Origin of the sequence: Ralstonia sp. NFACC01 (genome assembly GCF_900115545.1) — a bacterium.
In the GTDB taxonomy this organism is placed as follows: domain Bacteria; phylum Pseudomonadota; class Gammaproteobacteria; order Burkholderiales; family Burkholderiaceae; genus Ralstonia; species Ralstonia mojiangensis.
On the sequence record NZ_FOWV01000001.1, the window covers coordinates 528008 to 545785 of the forward strand.

Below are 17778 nucleotides of genomic sequence, written 5' to 3' on the forward strand. Positions count from 1 at the left end.
TGTGGGTGCGGGAACGCGGCGCTCACATTGCAGTGAAATAGATTCGTCAACGAGGAACGATCTCGACTCGCGGCACAACGCGGTCCCGTACTTCTTGGTAGATTGGCAGCGCCAGACCTTCTGCCACTTCGAGTGATACACACAAGGCGAAGCGTACGGGAAGTTCGAAAGCACTCGAGTCTTTTGCGCAGTTCACCTTGAACGAAAGCTTGTCTCCGTCCACGAAGGCGAGTGCTTGTTCGCCTTCGAGCACTTCATGCTGCAAAGTGCCCCGCCTAACGTGCTGCCAATCACAGTCCAGCCGGTTTACGCCGAAATCTGAGTCTGGCGGCGATATCCACAACCGCGCTGACCGATAACGTGCGTGCCGCGCATTGGTCGGCGAGATCCAAGCTAACGTAATCGTAAGTCTGCGCTTGACCGTCTGTGCTCGCAGGCAGGGTGGTAAAGGAGCCTGAAAGATGATCGCTTCGCCATCCCTGACCTTCCCAACCCCGAGGAGCGTGGCACGTTGTTCCGTGCACTCAAGGGCGCGGCCGACATCAGCGTGACCATATCCAATGACTCGCGCTATGAAATCCTGCTTTTTCCGACGTGAGGGCAGGTCGTCACGCAATTTCGCAATAAGTCGTCCCAAGGGGCCCCATTCGGCCCCGTGGACTAGGAGTGCCTTAATAAGCACCGCGTCAAACTCTTCCGGCAGCGTTTCTTCGCGCCCGTTGCGCAAGGACTGGATTACTCCATGCGCAAGTGCTGCCCATCGGCTCCCTAATGCAGCCGAGTTGCTTGTCCCGCGGCAGTACTTCGTGTAGCCGCCGGCATTGTCAGGCGGCGCGGCGACAAGATGTCCTGGAGCTGCAACGCCGTTCACTGCTGTAAGGGTGGTGGTCTCGCGCGGGCCTCCAGGGCGCTCCCTGTAGAGGATTCGGCCGCCGGGCAGCACGATGTCTGGCTTGATGATGCGCCTATATCCGTGGCCTACCCGCGAATACAAAGCAAGCGCTCCGCGTGGCACAAGATCATATCTGCCATGGACATTGGGGACTGTCGACGCATCGCCGTGGATAGCGCCGATCGTCAACGAGTTCATTGATTCGGCTGGGGCAATGATGCGGCGTTGGGCGGTCCCAGCGATACCCTCTGCAAGCACGAGCTTGGCACGATCTCTCTCACTCATGGAGCCAATCGTGTCGCGAGGAATGTTCAGTGTCATATCCGAACTCAAGTTCCCCGCACTAATCACGAACAGAACATTGTGCTTGTCTGCGAGCCAATCAACTAGGCGGGCCCACGGCGAGAGATTCGTGTCAAACGGACGATGGCCGTCTCCGACAGAGAGATTGATTACCTTGACTGTCGGCGCTGCAGGGGGAGAGCCGCCTTCACCTTCAAAAATGCGCCGAACCGCTCGATGAAAAAGATCGATTAGAAGCCGGTCATCGGGAGTTGTCTCGATCCTGGGGCGTCGTGTATCTGATGAGTCAGGGCGGAGAATAGGCCGAACGTAGAGAGGCGTTGGAAGAGCGGAATCCTGAGCGTCAAGTTCTCCGTGAATGATCAGAGACGCCATTGCAGTGCCATGCTGACGATCATCCGCTTCATAGGAGGCGCCCCAGCCGTCCGGGTCGTCAACTATCAGACGGCCCTGCAGCAGCGGGTGATTTTGTACGGGTAGCCCATCCAGCAAGGCGACGATCGGGGCACCTTGGGGCGCTCCTGCAATAGGGTAGACCGTATTGGGGCGAGGGTCTTCGAGGGTGCCGTTGTCCGCAAGCCCCTGACCTTGGGGGCGGAAGAACATTACTCGGTCGGAGAGGGATAGCTCAGGGCGGATACCATCGACTAGCTCTCGGACGCCCTCGGCGGGCACTTCGACCAAAAAGCCATGGTACGCAATTGCAGATATCAGGGCCGAATGGAGAATCCGGCCACCGAGGTTTCCGACAAGCACTTCGATCTCGAGTGCGCTGGCGTCATTCTTGTCAGCAGAGCTGTAGCACCAGGCTTCAATCTCAAACCGAATGCTGTCGCTACCACTATCAAGGCGATCATTCCAGAACTGCCGGATGTCGGTGCCTATCCGGTCTTCTATGCCCCAGAACCGTACGTCTCGGAGATGCGCAAATACCTGCTTCCATTTCGCGAACCCGTACTCAAATTGAACGTTGGGATCACGGCTGTAACGGTTCCAGAGCGAGATAATCTCATTGAGGGCCTGTCTATTCGTTCCCAAAAGAAACAGCGTCCCCTTCAGCGGCTTATCCTCTCGCTCGTCATCCTCGGTAAGGCTATGGAAATCGTCGTCGGGAAGGATATCGGACTCGTCTGCCTCAAGAAGCCATTCGAGACCCACCGTTCGCCGAACGGCACCCACGAAATTTTCGATAGGGCCAACGGTTTCGAAAACAAGTACCAGCTCGGGATCTTCGCCTGGATCTGCTTCTTGAAGCCGAAGGCGTTGCCCCTCAAAATTCTCCTGCAGCGTTACGAATTTCGGCCCGAGGCGAATGCGCTGTCTTTCGTGTGACGGAACGCGAAGTCGTTGCCAGGCTGGCGGCCGATTATCCTTTTCAGAGCTGGCACTAGTCGGAAATAACAGAAGAGGTAGTTCTTTTTCTTGTGCCATCGCCCCCGAAGCCGCATGCGACCTAATTGATTATGGTCGTTCTATTCTTCCACTGTTCAAGGCGCGCGGCAATAATCTTGGGTAAATCAGCATCGGGTAAATCCAATACGAACCGCCGGTGCACGTCCTCGCAGAACAACTCGAGATCGGAGAAGTTTGCGGCGTTGAGCTTCGTAGCCAGCGCACGAGGTGTAATGCCGAGGCGGATGCCCAGGCGTTTCTCAAACCGCTCAAACCACGCTGTTCTCTGCTGCAACGAAGGGGCGGACAAGGCAAGACGAATCTGGAATCTCCGCCAGACAGCCCGGTCTAGCAGCTCAGAGTGGTTGGTCGCGGTGACAACAACCACGTGGCTGGGCAGTGCGTCAATTTGAAGCAGTAGCGAACTGACAACGCGTTTTATTTCGCCCGTCTCGTGTGTGTCCCCGCGCTCTTTGCCGAGCGTGTCAAACTCGTCAAAAAACAGAACGCAGTCGTGGGTTCGAGCGAAGTCAAATAAGCGCTTGAGCCGGCCGCTAGTTTCACCCAGGAAACTTCCAATTACGGACTCGTAGCGGACTACGAAGAGTGGGACCATCAACTCACAAGCGATGGCCTCAGCCATCGTGGTTTTTCCATTTCCTGGCGGTCCAGACAGCAGCAAGCGATGGCGAGGTTCAAGACCATACGAGCGGAGTAGCTCTCGTCGTTGCTGTTCTTCGATAAGCTCCCGAATCGGCCGAGAGACCTCCTCGCCCACGATGATGGACTCGAGGCTTCGGCGAGGCTCTATCTCGAACAAGAGTCCGCCGTGGCCACCGTCAAACGTGCGTGACACTTCCGTCGGCTTCGGATTTCCGCCGGGACGCAAATTCTCGACCAGCCTATCGGCTAGGATGTTGTGGCGTTTGGAGCGCTCTTCTGCGGCGATAGCTTCCACGGTGGACCGGAATAGTTTCTGGTCCCCCTGGGAGCCCGCCTTTACGAGGCTCACAATTAGGTCGGCTCTTGGCATAGTAGGTCGTCAAAATTCTAACATGGGCGTCCTTTCGGGCCGGGGCCGTCTTAGGGCGATCGCCGCTTGGAGATGCCTGAATTCACCCCGCTCCGAGACGGTGGCCTGCGGCGACTACGATTGCGGTAAGAAATGTCAATTCGAATGGGAACGTGAAGCTATGCGACGGTGGGCGCCTGCGATTGTGGTCATCACCTACTGTGTCATGGAGTTTGTGCGTCTTCGTCTACTGAGACTTCTTCATCCTGCGTGCTAGGATCACGCCGCAAAAATTGGGGGAGGCTTATGCGGCCTAAGATTTCTGAGAGAAGCTGGGTCGGTGCGCTCGTTGGCGGTCTCGTAGGTGGTGCTTCGGTGGCCACGGTATGGAACTTCAGTCCGCAGAAGGATGTTTGGGACATAACAACTGCCCTCGCGACCGTAGCAGCTGTCGTTACTGCGTTGTATCTGTCCGGCAAAGAGTCGCGCCGAAGGTCGGCGGACTCCTATGCGAGAGCGTCCCTTGCTGCAGCCTCTCTGACCCTGCAACTTTCGTCGATGTTTAGCGACGTAAAGCGCCTTCACGACGCGTTGAGTGATGCCGCTAAGGTTGATTGCGCCCCGGGAGCGTTTACCGGCTGGTACAACTCCATTACAAGCTTCGAGTACCTGTCGCTGGCTGACCTCGAACCGCTAATTCCACTTGGGAATGGATGTGCCTCGGCAATTGCCGGCGCTCAAGATCGGTTGAAGGCCGTCGGGCGTCTCTTGGCGGGATTCTGGTTTGGTGATGGCACTTATGAATCGGATGCGCGAAAGAAGATGGCAAACAACTGCGCGTTTGTTTTGGGGGAGGCGCTGGAGCTCCTTGATCGAGCGGCAACCGAATGCCAGAAAGTGGCGATGCCCGCCATTTGGCAGCAATAAATGGCCTCCATCTGTTCTTCGCTAGATAGGCCGCACTGACGGCCGGGCGACCGATGCTCGCAATTTGGTTAAGCGATGCGTTGCGACGCGGCCTCGCTTCGGCTGAAAGGCGCAGTTCGCTGTGGGACGCATGGTTGGCCGTGGGAGAGAGCCCACCTGGATCTCCGTTTATCGGGTAAACGAACGATAGTAAAGACTGCGATCTGAATCAATAGTAAAAAAGTGAAGTAGTGTGGATTCAGCTGACGTGAACCTCACCCACCTATCGAGCGTGCGTCCCCAGACGCTACCCGGTTGATCAATTGTCTGAGTTCTTCGCGTAATTGGCCATAAGCAAGTACGCCTTTCCCAACTTCCCTAGCTTCAGCTTCAAACGATACCTATCTACCTCTCCAGACTCGTTCGTGTACGGGCATATGGTCTCAAAGCGAGAGCCGGCGCTTTTGTATTCATACTTGCTGTACATGCTGGACGTGCAGTCGTCATCGCCGTTTTCTTCGTAATACTGTTCGTAGAATTCGCTATCTAAGCTTGCAACGGACCACGGAAAAATACTCTCCGCGAGGGCTTTCATGTCCCGCCCTGTATGCCAAAACATCCAAGTGTGCTCGGTCCTGGCGCTGCCATCTCTGTTGTGAACGAAAACCTCTACATTGCTTCGAGTTAAAGATTTATTGATCCAGTCCTCTAAGTCAATCGATACCTTCCCCCCGCGCGATATGTGACGCATCAAGGGCTCATCGATTGCTAATTTACGCATTTTTTGTTGAGCTGGGGAGCCGTCGAAGAGTGCTGTGAGGGCTCGCTTATTTCGAGAGTCAAGTGTGTTTTTCTTGGGAATCGGAATCGTCCATGACTTCCCGGCGCGATGGACCTTGTCTGCGTCAACGTGCACCCAATAAGTGCGGCTGGAGCCCGGGAGGTGTGCGGCGATGATGACTGGGAGGGAGTGATTTGTCCAATAGTTGAGATGAGTCATCCTTCCGCGAAAGATGTATGCATCGTCAGTCTCCGTGAAATGGCTTGGCCCTGTCTTTATTTGTACCGCAATTAACTTTCCCGTCGGCGTGTTGTCGTTCACAAGCTCAATATGAGCGTCGATGCCCATATCTATAACGGGCTGCTCTCGGAAAATCCATCCAAAATCGCTGAGAATAATCCCTTCCACAGCGCTAACGCCTATCCTTTCAGTGGGGTCGAACCGCTTCATATTAGCTTCATTAAATTGGTTAATGAATTTTTATAGTGCACTGGTAGCCCCATTGTGCCGATGGGGCTTGTGATGCGATTTCTCGCAACCGAAAAGCTGAAACGTTGTATCCGACTTCATCTTCATTCGGCTGCATTATGCAAGATGGACGCGCGAGATTGTATATGTGTCAGACGTTGCTACGTGCCGACAGATTCCATGGGAATATCGCCAACTATGCGCTGGAAGGCTCGCTCGGCGTGTTCTAACAGCATATTGCCCTCGTCCAGCATGTCTTCGGAGAGAGCGCTGATGTTAGTCTTGAAGTACGCGGCTTCTTGGCCAACGGGTGGCATCCACGCCGAAACATGTGCCCGAGCTGATCGAAAAAGTTGGATAGCGTTCAGCGTCTCGAGCTTCGTCTGAGATGCTGTTCGGCCCGGCTGGCGCACTAGCTCCCAGAGGCAATTTGCTACTGTTTCGATGTGCAGTTGGGTGATGCTCAGCAGAATGGCGGTGGTCTCTGGCGACGCGCGTAGCTGTTGACTGAACGCGATGCGGACCATGTGCTCACATCGATGGTATCGCGCAGTGACGTCGCTCCATTTTTTCGGCATGGTCGCTTGCATGTTTTCCCCTCTTTTGCTTGGTTTACAGGAACGTGCACGCCGAGTGTCGTTGTGCGCGGCATGGGCCCGCGGCTCTGGACGTTGCTCGCGCGCGCGCAACTTAATTGCGAGGTGCAATTGCATGGCGGCATTGGTCGCTTCCGCCAGCTTGTGTCTATAGAAGCCGCCCACCACAAACGCTGGCCTCTGAGCAAGCGACGTCGGTTTGAGGATGAGAGCAACGCCGTCATATGCGCCGCTTTCCACATGCTCAAGCAATAGGGCGACTGCGCGGTCGAGGTCACGACGATACGTAGCACTGCGACGCGCTTCTAGCTCTTCCTCGTGGGTGAAGGGCGGTATCTCGGGCGGTGCGCGCGTGCCTGGCTGAGGAAACTGAATGAGGATGCCCATTGTTGATTCGACTGACGGCCCGCGCGGGCAGTCATGTTGTTGGTGGGCGACCAACAATAGAATAAGAAATCTCCTATTCGCATCCTGCTCAACAGGAAACAAAAAATCCCGCCGAAGCGGGATTCTTTAACCGGCGCGTTTGCGCTGCGCCTTACTCTTCGGGAGAGGGGGGTAGCCGTAGTCGGATGGCTCGGCAACCTCTGCCGGCGCATCCTCGAAGCGTCGCGACTTGGCCCCTGTCGGGTCCAATGCAAGTACTTCCGTGTCAACGAGCAGGCTGGCTGCCTCGGTCAGCAATTTCACTGCGCGCGCTTCGCGGGCGCGACTTGCGGCCAACTGTTGGCGCAGTTCTGCAATAACGCGATCTCGCTCCGCAAGCTGAGTGTCCGGGTCGGCTTCCCCGGCGTCGAATGTTCCAGCCGGTAGCCCGATGAGCTTCTCCATCTTTTCTACTGCTCGATCACCAAACGGTGCGGTGCCGTTGAGCAGCTGCGAGACATAGGTTGGATTGACGCCTTCATGCAATCGAGCGAAGGCGGCGGGACCGCCCGCGTCATTCACCATTTGGCGAAGCTTCTCAACTCTTCGCGCGCGCAAATCCATGGTGGTGTCCCTTTCCTAGCGATTGCAAAATTATGTGATTCTATTGTTTGGTGCGATAGAAAACGCTATCGTCATGGCCATGACACTAACCGAGTATGTCCGTGCTCGACGTGGCCGTCTGACGGCACTCGCGCGCGCCATCGACATGTCGCCGATCTACTTGTCGCAAGTCGTGAACAAGGGTCTGCGGATCAACCCAGCGCGATGCGTCGCAATTGAAGTCGCGACGCAGGGCTCGGTCCGACGTCAGGATCTCCGGCCCGACGACTGGCATTTGATCTGGCCCGAACTTTTCACTGCCCGCGCGTCATCCACACGGCTACACCAAAGGCCAATGCGGCCCAACCCTCGAATGATACCGGCTGCTGCATCTGCGGCCCGTCTTCGACGTGTTCGCCGCAGGGACAGCTTCCGCGCATTGGACCGTGCCTTTCCAACGATGAGGCAAGTGTACGCGCCCACCAAAACCGCCGGTAGTGCGACCCGCACAACCTGCCTATGACAGCTCTTTAGGAGAGACAACTTGAGCCACCACTATTCCGAGATCAATCAACACGACGCGCTCTACTGGGTGGCACGCGGCTACCCGGGCGGCGTTGAAGGATTGGCCGCGCGGATGGACAAGTCCGCTGCGGTGCTGCGCAACAAGCTGCTGCCGCATGTGCAGACGAACTACGTGTCGTTCGAAGAGGTGTCGGTGATTGTCGAGCACGCGGAAGGCGCTGGTGTGCCGAACGCGAAGCTGCCGATTCAGGCGCTGTGCTGGCGGCACGGGATGGTGGCGATTCCGCTGCCCGAGGTGGCCCGCGAAGAACTGCCGAATACGGATCTGTATGAGGCGCTGTGCCAGGTGTTGGCCGAGGTGGGCGATGTGAGCCGCGCGATGTCTGCGGCGCTGGCGGACAACCATCTCTCGGAGGGTGAGATGCGGAAGCTGGAGCGGGAGTTTGAAGAGGCGACGGCTTCTGTGATGGTGCTGCGTGAGCTGTTGCGTGTGCGTGCGCAGCGTGATGCGGAGCGGTTGCAGCGGTTGCGTGGCAAGGCGTGATGCGCCTGATGTTTGTTTGTTGTGCATGTGTCAGCCGATGCCGGTGCGTTGGCTGTTTTTTGAGCGCGTGAGCGCATAGGAGTAGTGATGCAAGGCTGTAAAGAAAATTGCGGTGGGCAGGCGAAGTTGTCGCGTGAGCATGCCGAGAAAATCGCTGATGTTCTGTGCACCCAGGTCAAGGAATACAACGACTTCAATCTCGCGATGCCCGCGCGCCTGACTGAGGCCCGTGAGGCCCTGACGCGCGAGCTAAGGCTGCTAGCCGAGGTTACTGGGCCTTTTTGACAAGGTAGGCGGCGTAGGTTTCGATAAACGAAGAGCAGAACTGCGCTGTTGTCTCGCCGGCACGCGCGTTGGGAGTATTCGGAGATCCGAACATGGTGGGTTGTTGCTCAATGAGTTTCATGAGCATTTTTTCTGCTTCATCGCGGGCGTCTTTGAGTTCCATGTTTCCTCGTAGAAGGGGTTGAAGTGATTTTCATCGGGTCCGGAAACCCGACGAGGCAGTGTTGCCGCCAGCGGTCGGGGCGGCAACCTGTTGCGCCACGTTGTATCGATTTTTGACAGGGCTAGACCGCGCATGACACAAACGCAGGACAACACGCCACGCTTTTCACACGGCATGACGTGCTGCAAGGCGGGACGTCTTGCTGTGGGCTTGTCGTGTGAGCGCGTCGATCAGATGTGTTGTGCCTGGCACCGCATTGCGGGGGCGTTCAAGCCTCGCGGGTTGGCGGTGCTGTCGAAGTTTGCGGAGCATCTGTTGGATGCTTGCGCGTGGCCGTTGGCTGATGTGTTTTGGCCGTTCAATGCGGCTGGTGAGTCTTCTGCGCTGGCGTTGGCCTGCGCGTCGCGGTATCGCGCGATTTCAACTGAGGCGGAGCGCCTCGCTTTTCGATCCACTGTTGTTGCGTCGACGTCGCCGGAGTTTGTGGCAGTGTTTGACGTGCTGTGTAAGGCCGCGCCGCTGCGGCTGTAAGGGCGATTCCATGGACATTCCTATCGAGGCCGTTGGCGCTGTTTGGGCCAAGGGCAGGGCGGCTGCATTGTCTGGCCGTCCGTTGGATGAGGCGAACGAGTATCCGGCTGGCAGCGCGCATCACGCGGCGTGGCTGGCGGGGTATATGGGCTTGACGCGCACCTATGGAGGCGAGGGTGTCGGCGTATCGGATCAATGATCTTGAGTTGAGCGCGCTGGCCGGGGCGGGTGCGGAGATCGCCCATCTGTACCTGGTGGCGCTGCGCCCGCGTATGGACTTCAGGACGGGCGTGGTGGGGCGTGTGGTGCGGATCTCGTATCAGGCGCTGCGTGAGTGGACGGAGCGCACTGCGCGTCGTGGCGTGCGCTACCAGGCGCATGACAAGTCGAAGCTGCAACGGATGCTGGCGCAGTTGGAGAAGCTGGGGCTGCTGCGCCGGCTTGGCGGGCAGTACGAGCTCGTTTTTGCGTGCCCGTTGGCGGATACGGATTCGTGCGTCCAAAAGAAAGCCGGTCGAGGTTCGATACACCCGCAGGATGGCTATGAATTCAATGCTGATGCGGGTTTCAAGGATGTGCCGGAGTCTGTGGATAACGCGAAAGCCGCCACACATCCGTATTCCGGTAACACCTATAAAACCAACCCCCCTAACCCCCCACGCCGGGGGCGTGAGAAGAAGGAGATTGAGTCCCCCACGCCTGCGGCGCGGGAGGATCGAAACGGCCCCCAACACCGTCGCTCGCGGCGGCACCGGCTCTCAGAGGAACGTGGTCAGAACACGAGCGTGGTTGGGGATGGGCTTGCAGAGAGTGAGGATGGGCAGGGCGTGGCGTGGCAAGCAGACCTTGCCTGGCCGGTTGACCTGAGAGGGCCTGAGCGGGCGCGTGTTGCGCGCATTGTGGCTCGTGCACCTGCGGACATGAGGCAGACGGTGATCGACGAATGGCGGGGCCGTATGGCGGCGGGTGGTGTGGACGATCCGTTTGCGATGCTGGCGTACCACGCGAAGCGGGCGAGCGATCCGGATTGGGTGCCGTCGTATGCGGCGGCGGTGCGGGAGTCGCGCGAGCGGGCGAGGGCGCTGCGGCGCCAGCAGGAGGAGGCGCTGGCGCGGTTGCAGGCGCAGGCTGAGCAGGCGGTGGCTGGGTTGCCGTGGCATGCGGGCCGGTTGCGGCACGCGGTGGGCGTTGCGCGAGGTGCGGCATGACGGCTGGGGAGGCGTTCGACGCGGCGGTGCTGGCGGCGTGTGGCAAAGGTGAGTGGCCGTCGCGGGCGGTGTTCTGGTCGGCGGTGCGGTTTGGGATGAAGGCCGTTGAGGCGGCGCGCTGGGCTGATGCTGATGAGCGGTGGTCGGCGCTGTGGCGGGTGGCGATGGCTGAGCATCTGCCGCCGATTCCGGAGGCGCCGTTGGTGGGGGCGCCGCCGTCTATGGTGCGGGCGGAGACGCATCTTGGGCGGATGTATCAAATCATGGGATCGAGGAGGCCGGATGTATTGCGTTAAGCCGCGTGAGGTGACGAGGCGATCTGCGTTGGTGACGAGCGAGGATCAGGCGCTCGATGATCTGCTGTTGGAGTGGTTCCGCTGGGAGGCGCAGTATTCGGGCGCGAAGTGGTTTTCGAACCGGGATGCGACGTGCGGCGGGTCTGCGAGCTCGCGGCAGTGGATGTCGACGGATGACATTCACGAGGCGAGCGTGGATGCGTGGCAGATGCAGCAGGTGGCGGCGGCGATGGAGGCGATCTCGGGCGACCACGCGCTGGCGATTCGGGTGGAGTGTCGCAATCGCCTTGGGCCGGGGGTGTGGCGGAACCCGCGTGCGGGGCTGCGGCAGCCGTTGGCGTATGCGGCGGCGAAGGTGGCGATCAGGCCTTGGATTGTTAAATTCGGTGTCGAGTATTGATGGTGGGGCGGGGCGTCGCTTAAAGTTCGGTTCGTGGGGCGACGCGCGCCTGTACGAAATGGAAAAGCCCGAGTGGAAATGCTCGGGCTTTTTTTGTTTTGATCTGCGCTGCCTACTTAGGCGCAGAGAGCTTTGCCGCCTCGAATCCAGCGACGTCGAAATCCAAAGTGCGTGATCCTTCTTGGTAAAAATCCGCCTGGATACGGACACGTTTTGCTTTCTGCATGCGCGAGTAAAACTTGTCGAACGGCGTTAGGAACAGGGCTGTCGTGCTGTGGTCGCTCGGTTCGACGGCATTAAAGCGGACGCTTTCTCCGTCATCGAATCGCACGAGAACCGAGCAACGGTCAATCATGCAGACGAACTGGCCGCGCTCGATGGAGAACAGGACGTCATTGCCTTGACGTGGGTGTTTCCGCAGCGTGAGCGTGGCATGCTGTTCGCCGGTGTAGGGAAACTTGAAGTCAAGAGTATTGGTGCTAACGTTGGCCGCGTAGTAGACAGTCCCCTTGCCCATACTGTCTGGGTTAGAGGTGTATTGCCACGGGGTTTTAGGCAATTGATCCGCCTGCGTCGCGGTGGCCTGAGCGGCCGGCGTGGCACTCGAAGACGTCGCGCTGTCCTTGTCGTTGGACGTGATCTTGCCAAGGACAGCGATGAGGATTGGCAATCCGATTATCACTGCCAGTATCTTGGTGACGATTGACGTTCGTTTGACCGGATTCTTGATTCCGCAGCGAGGGCATATTTTCGCCTGGTCGCTGACTTCGACGCCGCACTCACGGCAGTTTCTGAGTGCCATTTATCCCTCCCTGTGTTGACTCATTATTTTTGTTGATCGGGCGATTATGCCCGACCGGTCGACTTTCATCGATCTTCTGCGCTCTGGCGCGCCACTCGTCTGTGACCTGCGTCAGCCAAACCAAAATGACTCCATGTCGCGCCGGGTGAAACTTGCGAGTCGCGATTTGACGTCTCCCCTTTGCATCACCTGGGCGGGGGCCCCTCGGGCCGTCCGGTACTACGGGGGCGCTCACCCGCGACTCTTCGTTAGCGGCCAGTTTTCCAGCTTAGTGAAATTCACCTCTGACAGGTGAAAAGGTGAAATCGTGAGTGAAACGCTGCTCCTGACGCGCTCTGCATTTGCGGCGCGGCAGAACTGGTCGCCAAGCTACGTCACCAAGCTGGGCAAAGAAGGGAAGCTGGTCACCACGCCCGACGGCAAGCTGGTCGACGTCGATGCCACGCTCGCAAAGATCAAGCGCGGCGCCGACCCCGCAAAGGAAGCCGTCCGCGCCCGCCACGAAGCCGCGCGCATCGACCGCGACGTCTACAGCGCCAGAGACACAACGCCCGATGCCGACCCATCCCTCGGCCACGACTTCCAAGCCGCCCGCGCCGAACGCGAGTACTACCAGGCACAGCTAGCCCGCACCGAATACCAATGGGTCTCCGGCCTGCTGGTCAGCCGTATTGCCGTCGAAGACGCCGCCGAAAAGATCGGCGCCAACCTGCGCGACCGCATCATGGGCCTGCCGCGCCAGATCGCACCCGAGCTTGCCTCGATGACCGACCCATGGGCCGTCGAGCGCCACCTCGAAACCGCACTGCGCAAAGTGCTCGACGACATGATTGACCACGGCGCCGCAGTGCTTTCCGAATCCATCAACGATCCCGACCGCGGCAAGTTGGCCGACCTGTCACGCGCGGGGAAAGAGAGGTACGGCTCCATAGAGCCCATCGACACATCGTGAGCCATCCCGACGGAGCCACACTGTTCGCCCGCGCCTTCCTGGCCGGCCTCAAGCCCGACCCCGAACTGTGGGTAGACCAGTGGTCCGAAGACTTCATGGTGATCCCCGACGAGTCGGGCGCCGCCGAAACCGGGCCATACCGCTCCGCGCGCACGCCGTACGCCGTCGAGCCCATGCAGTGCCTGTCGCCCGCGCATCCGTGCTTGCGCGTCGTCGCCATGGTCGCGTCGCAGTTGTTCAAGACGCAGGTCGCGTTGAACTGGATCTCGGCGACGATCCACCGCGCGCCGGCCAACTTCCTCGCGCTGCAACCGACGTTGAACCTCACACGCCGCTTCTCCGCACGTGTGGCCAAGACAATCGATGCCGTGCCCGTCCTGCGCGAGCGCATCGCATCGGCCCGCTCGCGCGACGCTGCCAACACCGCCGAGCGCAAAGACTTTCGCAAGGGCACGCTCTTCATCAACACCGCCGGCTCCGCCGCCAACCTGGCCGAAGTCTCCGCGCGCTACGTGTACGGCGACGAAATCGACCGTTGGGTGCGCGACCTCAACAACGAAGGCGACCCCATCGGCATCGCCGAAAAGCGCGCCAGCACCTTCGGGCGCAACGCCAAGTTTTACTACACAAGTTCGCCGACGATCGACGGCGCCTCGCGCATTGCTGAGCTGTACGCCCAGAGCGACCAGCGCCACTATTACGTGTCGTGCCCGCACTGCGGCCACGAGCACATCCTCGAATTCGAGCAGCTGCGCGCAAGCGACGACTTGAGCGACGTCTACTGCGAATGCCCCGCCTGTTTCTACCGCATCCGCGAGCACGAAAAGCCCGCGCTCTTCAAGACCGGCCGCTGGATCCCGCACGCCAAAGGCGACGGCGAGACGGTCGGCTTCCACCTGTCGACGGTGTACTCGCCGCTCGGTTGGGTGTCCTGGCGCGCGCTCATCAAGGAACACCGCGAGGCCAAGCTGGCGCAAGAGAAGGGCGATCCGGGCCTGATGCAGGTGTTCTACAACACGCGTCTCGCGCGCGTCTGGGACAACGCCCAGCAGCGCACCAGCGCAGACGAACTGCGTGACCGCGCAGAGGACTACCGCCTGCGCACCGTGCCCGCCGGCGCGCTGCTGCTGACCGCCGCCGTCGACACGCAGGACGACCGCCTCGAACTGCTCGTCATGGGCTGGGGCGAGGGCATGGAGCGTTGGATGATCGATCACCAGGTCTTCATGGGCGACCCGTCCGACCCCGCGCTGTGGGCGACGCTCGACGAAGCCCTGCAGGCAACGTTCCTGCACGCCTCCGGCAAGGACATGCAGATCCGCGCCGTGGCGGTTGACTCCGGCGGCAGCCACACGCAGGACGTGTATCACTTCACGCGCCTGCGGCAGTGGCGCCACGTGCTGGCCGTCAAGGGCGCCAGCAAGCCGAACAAGCCGGTGATCGCACAGCGCCCGTCCCGCGTGGACGTGACATGGCAGGGCACCACCGAGGTCGACGGCGCCGAACTGTGGATCGTCGGCACCGACACCGCCAAGGACTGGATCTACAACCGCTTCAAGCTCACCAGCGGCCCGGGCGCGTTGCACTTCTCGAACGACTTGCCGCTTGAGTTCTACAAGCAGCTCACCGCCGAGAAGCAGATCGTGCGCTACGTGAAGGGCTACCCGCGCACCGAGTGGGTCAAGGCGCGCGGCGACCGCAACGAGATTCTCGACTTGAACGTCTACAACCTCGCCGCGGCGCATTACCTGGGCGTGCACAAGTATCAGGAACCCGACTGGCGCCGGCTGCGCATGCACTTCGATCAAGGCAGCTTGTTTGCCGCAGCGCCGGTCAACGACGAAGCGCCACCACAACCCGCCGCACCACCGGCCGCTGAGCCGCCGCGCACCGCGCACACACGCCGCCGCGTGGCCGCGTCGCGCTACCTCAAACGACGATAGAGAACCGTATGGCTTACACGAAGCAAGATCTCCAGCGCATCGAGCGTGCACTGGTGAAGGGCGAGCTCGAGGTTCAGTTTCAGGACCGGCGCGCCCGATACCGCTCGGTGGACGAAATGCTGCGCATCCGCAGTGAAATCGTTCGCAATCTGGAAGACGCCGCACCCGCATCGCGGGTGATCCGGCTGCGCTCGGCGGGCAAGGGGGTGACATGACCCGATACCCTGCGCTGGGCCAGCTTGGTTTCGTCTTGCCGGCGGAGCGGGCGATCCGGGCGCAGGCGTACGAGGCCGGCGGCACCACCGGCAGCCGCGGCCGCGCCTGGCGCGCATCGGGCGCAGGACCAAATGCCTCTGTCACGCAGAACCTCGGCACTATCCGCACGCGTGCACGCGCCGCCGTTCGCAACGACCCATGGGCCAAGAAAGCGATTGCCGGGCTGGTGACCAACGCCATCGGTACCGGCATCGTGCCGCACCCCGAGCATCCCGATCTCGAACTGCGCACAGCGCTGAAAGAGCTCTGGAGCGACTGGGTGCAGGAAGCCGACGCCGATGGTCTGCTCGACTTCTACGGCTTGCAGACGCTGGCCGCTCGCGCCTTGTTCACCGATGGGGAGGTTCTGAACCGCGTCCGCCCCCGCCGCCCCGAACGTGGCCTCTGCGTACCGCTGCAGGTGCAGCTTTTCGAAGCCGACCACCTGCCAGCCAACCTGAATCAAATGCTGCCCAACGGCGGCGAGATCGTCTCCGGCGTCGAGTTCGACCGCGATGGCGATCGGGTTGCATACCACCTGCACCGCAGGCATCCGGGCGAAGCAGGGCGCGCCACCACACAGGCCGGAACGGTGCGTGTGCCGGCAGCGGAGATCCAGCACGTATTCGAGCCAGTGCGGCCGGGTGCAGTGCGTGGTTGCTCGGCGCTCGCCACCGTGCTCCTGCGCTTGCACACGCTCGACAGCTTTGACGATGCGGTACTCGTGCGGCAGGAAGTTGCGAACCTGTTTGCGGGCTTCATTACCCGGCCAGCGCCGACCAGCTCAAAGCTTGATCCGCTGACAAGTCAGCCGATCCAAGCGGACATCGACGGCACACCGCTCACCTCGATGGAACCCGGCTCGCTGCAAGAACTGCTTCCGGGTGAGGAAGTGCAGTTTGCCGAGCCACCCGGCGCCGGCACCGACTACGGCCCCTTCATGCGCCAGCAGCTCATGGCTGCCGCCGCATCGGTCGGCCTGCCGTACGAAGTGCTCACCGGCGACCTGCGCGACGTCAGCGACCGCGCCTTGCGGGTGATCCTCGGTGAGTTCCGGCGCCAGCTCGAGCAGCTGCAGTGGAACGTCTTCATCCACCAGTACTGCCGCCCCGTGTGGGCCGCCTGGACGGACGCAGTGGCGCTGTCCGGCGTGCTGCCCATGCCCGACTACTACCGGAACCGGCGCCTCTATCAGCGCGTGCGCTGGGTGCCGCAGGGCTGGCCGTACATCAACCCGGTGCAAGACGTGCAGGCCCAGCGCATCGCCATTCGCGCAGGGCTGGCAAGTCGTTCGGCCACGATCCTCGCCCAGGGCGAAGACCCCGAGACCACCGATGCCGAAAACGCTGCCGACAACGAACGCGCCGACAGGCTCGGCCTCGTCTTCGACTCGGACGCGCGCAGGCGCGACAGCGCCGGCAGCGTGACCGACAACCAGGAACACACCAACGATGAAAGCTAAACAGAGGAAGTGGTACGACCTCAAGGCCGCGCGCAACGCCGCCGGCAAGACGGTCGCGGAGTTGCGCATCTATGACGACATCGGCTTTTGGGGCACCACCGCCAAGGCGTTCGTCAACGAGCTGGATGCCGTGGCAAAGGACGCCGACGAGATCCTCGTGGCCGTCAATTCCGGCGGCGGTGATGTGTTCGACGGCTTCGCCATCTACAACGCACTGCGCCGCTACAGCGGCAAGGTGACGGCGCGCGTCGATGGCATTGCCGCCTCGGCCGCGTCGCTCGTCGTTATGGCGGGCGACACCATCGTCATGCCCGAGAACGCCATGATGATGATCCACAACGCCTGGACCATCGCCGCCGGCGACGCCGCGCAGATGCGCAAGACCGCCGAGCTGCTCGACAAGACGCGCGACGGCATCGTCGCCGCCTACCGCAACAAATGCGGGCTGACCGACGACGAGATTGTCGCCATGATGGACGCAGAGACGTGGATGACGGCGGCCGAGGCCAAAGATCGCGGCTTCGCCGATCAGATCGAGGCGCCCGTCAAGCTGCAGGCGTCTGTGCGCACCGGAGAACTGCTCGCACGGTTCGAGCACACGCCCGAGGCACTGCTGAAAGCGCTCGAAGCTCCGCCGGCGGAGCCGCCGAAAGCCGGAGCACCGGAAGCACCAGCAGCGCCGCCGGCCGCGCCGGTCGCTGCCACGCCGGCGCCCGACGCCGGCGCGCTCGCGCAACACGCCTTCGCAGCGTGCCGTGCTGCAGGCCTGCCGCAACTGGCTGAGGCTGTCGTGTCGGCCAGCGCGCTCGCCAGCAACGAAGCCATCGACGCCGTTGTCGCCCGCGCCAAAGATATCGCCGGCCTGTGCACGGCAGCACACCTTCCTGAACTGACCGCGCAATTCGTCGCCGACGGGCTCAACGCCGAACAGGTCCGCGCCCGGCTGTACGACCGCGTCATGGCAGCCAGCACGACGGGACTGTCGAATCGTCAGCCGCAGGCGGGTTACGAAACCAACGAGCGCAAGACCGGCCCGCACGGCCCAAGCATCTACAGCGCCCGCCGCAAGAAAACGTCTTCGGCTCTCGCCTGA

At 60.8% G+C, this 17778-nt stretch carries 21 protein-coding genes; 14 read left to right on the forward strand and 7 right to left on the reverse strand.

From position 1 onward, the window contains the following. Positions 1–46 precede the first annotated feature (46 nt). On the reverse strand, positions 47–2626 hold the full coding sequence (locus BM136_RS02510) for a S8 family peptidase (RefSeq protein ID WP_092969992.1): 2580 nt from the start codon (positions 2624–2626) through the stop codon (positions 47–49). Between the two features lie 22 nt (positions 2627–2648). Further along, positions 2649–3545 carry an AAA family ATPase gene (locus tag BM136_RS02515; RefSeq protein WP_368073435.1) on the reverse strand — a complete coding sequence of 299 codons (897 nt, stop codon included), beginning with the start codon at positions 3543–3545 and terminating at the stop codon, positions 2649–2651. Between the two features lie 612 nt (positions 3546–4157). Between BM136_RS02515 and BM136_RS25090 the strand changes: the two genes are divergently transcribed. Next, positions 4158–4526: a hypothetical protein gene (locus BM136_RS25090; protein WP_139219335.1), complete on the forward strand. Its 369-nt coding sequence runs from the start codon at positions 4158–4160 to the stop codon at positions 4524–4526. Between the two features lie 298 nt (positions 4527–4824). Here BM136_RS25090 and BM136_RS02525 read toward each other — a convergent pair whose 3' ends face one another. The 3 genes from BM136_RS02525 to BM136_RS02535 form a co-directional block, all read right to left on the reverse strand. Continuing rightward, positions 4825–5736: a DUF4365 domain-containing protein gene (locus tag BM136_RS02525; protein ID WP_092969998.1), complete on the reverse strand. Its 912-nt coding sequence runs from the start codon at positions 5734–5736 to the stop codon at positions 4825–4827. Positions 5737–5915: 179 nt separating this feature from the next. Continuing rightward, positions 5916–6737, reverse strand: coding sequence for a hypothetical protein (locus BM136_RS02530; RefSeq protein WP_092970000.1), 822 nt, complete (start codon positions 6735–6737; stop codon positions 5916–5918). Positions 6738–6863: 126 nt separating this feature from the next. After that, positions 6864–7340, reverse strand: coding sequence for a hypothetical protein (locus BM136_RS02535; RefSeq protein WP_139219336.1), 477 nt, complete (start codon positions 7338–7340; stop codon positions 6864–6866). 79 nt (positions 7341–7419) lie between these two features. Between BM136_RS02535 and BM136_RS02540 the strand changes: the two genes are divergently transcribed. The 3 genes from BM136_RS02540 (at position 7420) to BM136_RS02550 (ending at position 8673) form a co-directional block, all read left to right on the forward strand. Next, complete coding sequence (locus BM136_RS02540) at positions 7420–7842, forward strand: transcriptional regulator (RefSeq protein WP_092970709.1); 423 nt, start codon at positions 7420–7422, stop codon at positions 7840–7842. 21 nt (positions 7843–7863) lie between these two features. Next, positions 7864–8388, forward strand: coding sequence for a phage regulatory CII family protein (locus tag BM136_RS02545; RefSeq protein WP_175537061.1), 525 nt, complete (start codon positions 7864–7866; stop codon positions 8386–8388). 87 nt (positions 8389–8475) lie between these two features. Then, positions 8476–8673: a hypothetical protein gene (locus BM136_RS02550; protein ID WP_092970004.1), complete on the forward strand. Its 198-nt coding sequence runs from the start codon at positions 8476–8478 to the stop codon at positions 8671–8673. Here the strand turns inward: BM136_RS02550 and BM136_RS02555 are convergent. Further along, complete coding sequence (locus BM136_RS02555) at positions 8657–8836, reverse strand: hypothetical protein (RefSeq protein ID WP_092970006.1); 180 nt, start codon at positions 8834–8836, stop codon at positions 8657–8659. The two genes, BM136_RS02550 and BM136_RS02555, sit on opposite strands and share 17 nt — an antisense overlap. A gap of 90 nt (positions 8837–8926) precedes the next feature. Here BM136_RS02555 and BM136_RS02560 point away from each other — a divergent pair, with 90 nt between their 5' ends. The 5 genes from BM136_RS02560 to BM136_RS02575 are packed head-to-tail and all read left to right on the forward strand — an operon-like array spanning position 8927 to position 11271. Then, positions 8927–9367 carry a hypothetical protein gene (locus BM136_RS02560; protein ID WP_254775599.1) on the forward strand — a complete coding sequence of 147 codons (441 nt, stop codon included), beginning with the start codon at positions 8927–8929 and terminating at the stop codon, positions 9365–9367. 10 nt (positions 9368–9377) lie between these two features. After that, positions 9378–9566 carry a hypothetical protein gene (locus tag BM136_RS25095; RefSeq protein WP_139219337.1) on the forward strand — a complete coding sequence of 63 codons (189 nt, stop codon included), beginning with the start codon at positions 9378–9380 and terminating at the stop codon, positions 9564–9566. A 7-nt stretch (positions 9567–9573) separates the two neighbouring features. After that, a complete protein-coding gene (locus BM136_RS25310; RefSeq protein WP_175537062.1) occupies positions 9574–10575 on the forward strand; it encodes a hypothetical protein in 1002 nt (333 codons plus the stop codon). Continuing rightward, a complete protein-coding gene (locus BM136_RS02570; RefSeq protein ID WP_092970010.1) occupies positions 10572–10871 on the forward strand; it encodes a hypothetical protein in 300 nt (99 codons plus the stop codon). The genes BM136_RS25310 and BM136_RS02570 overlap by 4 nt, the downstream gene beginning before the upstream one ends. A 31-nt stretch (positions 10872–10902) precedes the next feature. Continuing rightward, positions 10903–11271, forward strand: coding sequence for a hypothetical protein (locus BM136_RS02575; RefSeq protein WP_254775608.1), 369 nt, complete (start codon positions 10903–10905; stop codon positions 11269–11271). 112 nt (positions 11272–11383) lie between these two features. On the opposite strand, the gene BM136_RS02580 is transcribed toward BM136_RS02575, so the two are convergent. Further along, the gene (locus BM136_RS02580) at positions 11384–12073 is read right to left on the reverse strand and encodes a hypothetical protein (protein WP_092970012.1); all 690 of its coding nucleotides are present in this window, start codon (positions 12071–12073) and stop codon (positions 11384–11386) included. Between the two features lie 307 nt (positions 12074–12380). Between BM136_RS02580 and BM136_RS02585 the strand changes: the two genes are divergently transcribed. From BM136_RS02585 to BM136_RS02605, 5 genes are read left to right on the forward strand one after another with little or no spacing between them, the layout of a single operon-like run. Then, entirely contained in the window at positions 12381–13025 is a 645-nt protein-coding gene (locus BM136_RS02585) for a hypothetical protein (protein ID WP_217649338.1), read from the forward strand. Then, positions 13022–14968, forward strand: coding sequence for a phage terminase large subunit family protein (locus BM136_RS02590; protein ID WP_217649339.1), 1947 nt, complete (start codon positions 13022–13024; stop codon positions 14966–14968). Before BM136_RS02585 ends, BM136_RS02590 begins: the two co-directional genes overlap by 4 nt. An 8-nt stretch (positions 14969–14976) precedes the next feature. Next, the gene (locus BM136_RS02595; RefSeq protein WP_045203149.1) at positions 14977–15183 is read left to right on the forward strand and encodes a phage head-tail joining protein; all 207 of its coding nucleotides are present in this window, start codon (positions 14977–14979) and stop codon (positions 15181–15183) included. Next, entirely contained in the window at positions 15180–16685 is a 1506-nt protein-coding gene (locus tag BM136_RS02600) for a phage portal protein (RefSeq protein ID WP_092970014.1), read from the forward strand. Before BM136_RS02595 ends, BM136_RS02600 begins: the two co-directional genes overlap by 4 nt. After that, positions 16675–17778, forward strand: coding sequence for a head maturation protease, ClpP-related (locus BM136_RS02605; protein ID WP_092970016.1), 1104 nt, complete (start codon positions 16675–16677; stop codon positions 17776–17778). Before BM136_RS02600 ends, BM136_RS02605 begins: the two co-directional genes overlap by 11 nt.

What these genes read in the sequence shown, in the direction of transcription:
- BM136_RS02530 (WP_092970000.1), bottom strand. Translation starts at nt 6,737, where the DNA reads ATGGGCATCCTCATTCAGTTTCCTCAGCCAGGCACGCGCGCACCGCCC.
- BM136_RS02605 (WP_092970016.1), top strand. Translation starts at nt 16,675, where the DNA reads ATGAAAGCTAAACAGAGGAAGTGGTACGACCTCAAGGCCGCGCGCAAC.
- BM136_RS02595 (WP_045203149.1), top strand. Translation starts at nt 14,977, where the DNA reads ATGGCTTACACGAAGCAAGATCTCCAGCGCATCGAGCGTGCACTGGTG.
- BM136_RS02600 (WP_092970014.1), top strand. Translation starts at nt 15,180, where the DNA reads ATGACCCGATACCCTGCGCTGGGCCAGCTTGGTTTCGTCTTGCCGGCG.
- BM136_RS02510 (WP_092969992.1), bottom strand. Translation starts at nt 2,626, where the DNA reads ATGGCACAAGAAAAAGAACTACCTCTTCTGTTATTTCCGACTAGTGCC.
- BM136_RS02550 (WP_092970004.1), top strand. Translation starts at nt 8,476, where the DNA reads ATGCAAGGCTGTAAAGAAAATTGCGGTGGGCAGGCGAAGTTGTCGCGT.
- BM136_RS02540 (WP_092970709.1), top strand. Translation starts at nt 7,420, where the DNA reads ATGACACTAACCGAGTATGTCCGTGCTCGACGTGGCCGTCTGACGGCA.
- BM136_RS02525 (WP_092969998.1), bottom strand. Translation starts at nt 5,736, where the DNA reads ATGAAGCGGTTCGACCCCACTGAAAGGATAGGCGTTAGCGCTGTGGAA.
- BM136_RS02535 (WP_139219336.1), bottom strand. Translation starts at nt 7,340, where the DNA reads ATGGATTTGCGCGCGCGAAGAGTTGAGAAGCTTCGCCAAATGGTGAAT.
- BM136_RS02570 (WP_092970010.1), top strand. Translation starts at nt 10,572, where the DNA reads ATGACGGCTGGGGAGGCGTTCGACGCGGCGGTGCTGGCGGCGTGTGGC.
- BM136_RS25090 (WP_139219335.1), top strand. Translation starts at nt 4,158, where the DNA reads ATGTTTAGCGACGTAAAGCGCCTTCACGACGCGTTGAGTGATGCCGCT.
- BM136_RS02555 (WP_092970006.1), bottom strand. Translation starts at nt 8,836, where the DNA reads ATGGAACTCAAAGACGCCCGCGATGAAGCAGAAAAAATGCTCATGAAA.
- BM136_RS25095 (WP_139219337.1), top strand. Translation starts at nt 9,378, where the DNA reads ATGGACATTCCTATCGAGGCCGTTGGCGCTGTTTGGGCCAAGGGCAGG.
- BM136_RS02580 (WP_092970012.1), bottom strand. Translation starts at nt 12,073, where the DNA reads ATGGCACTCAGAAACTGCCGTGAGTGCGGCGTCGAAGTCAGCGACCAG.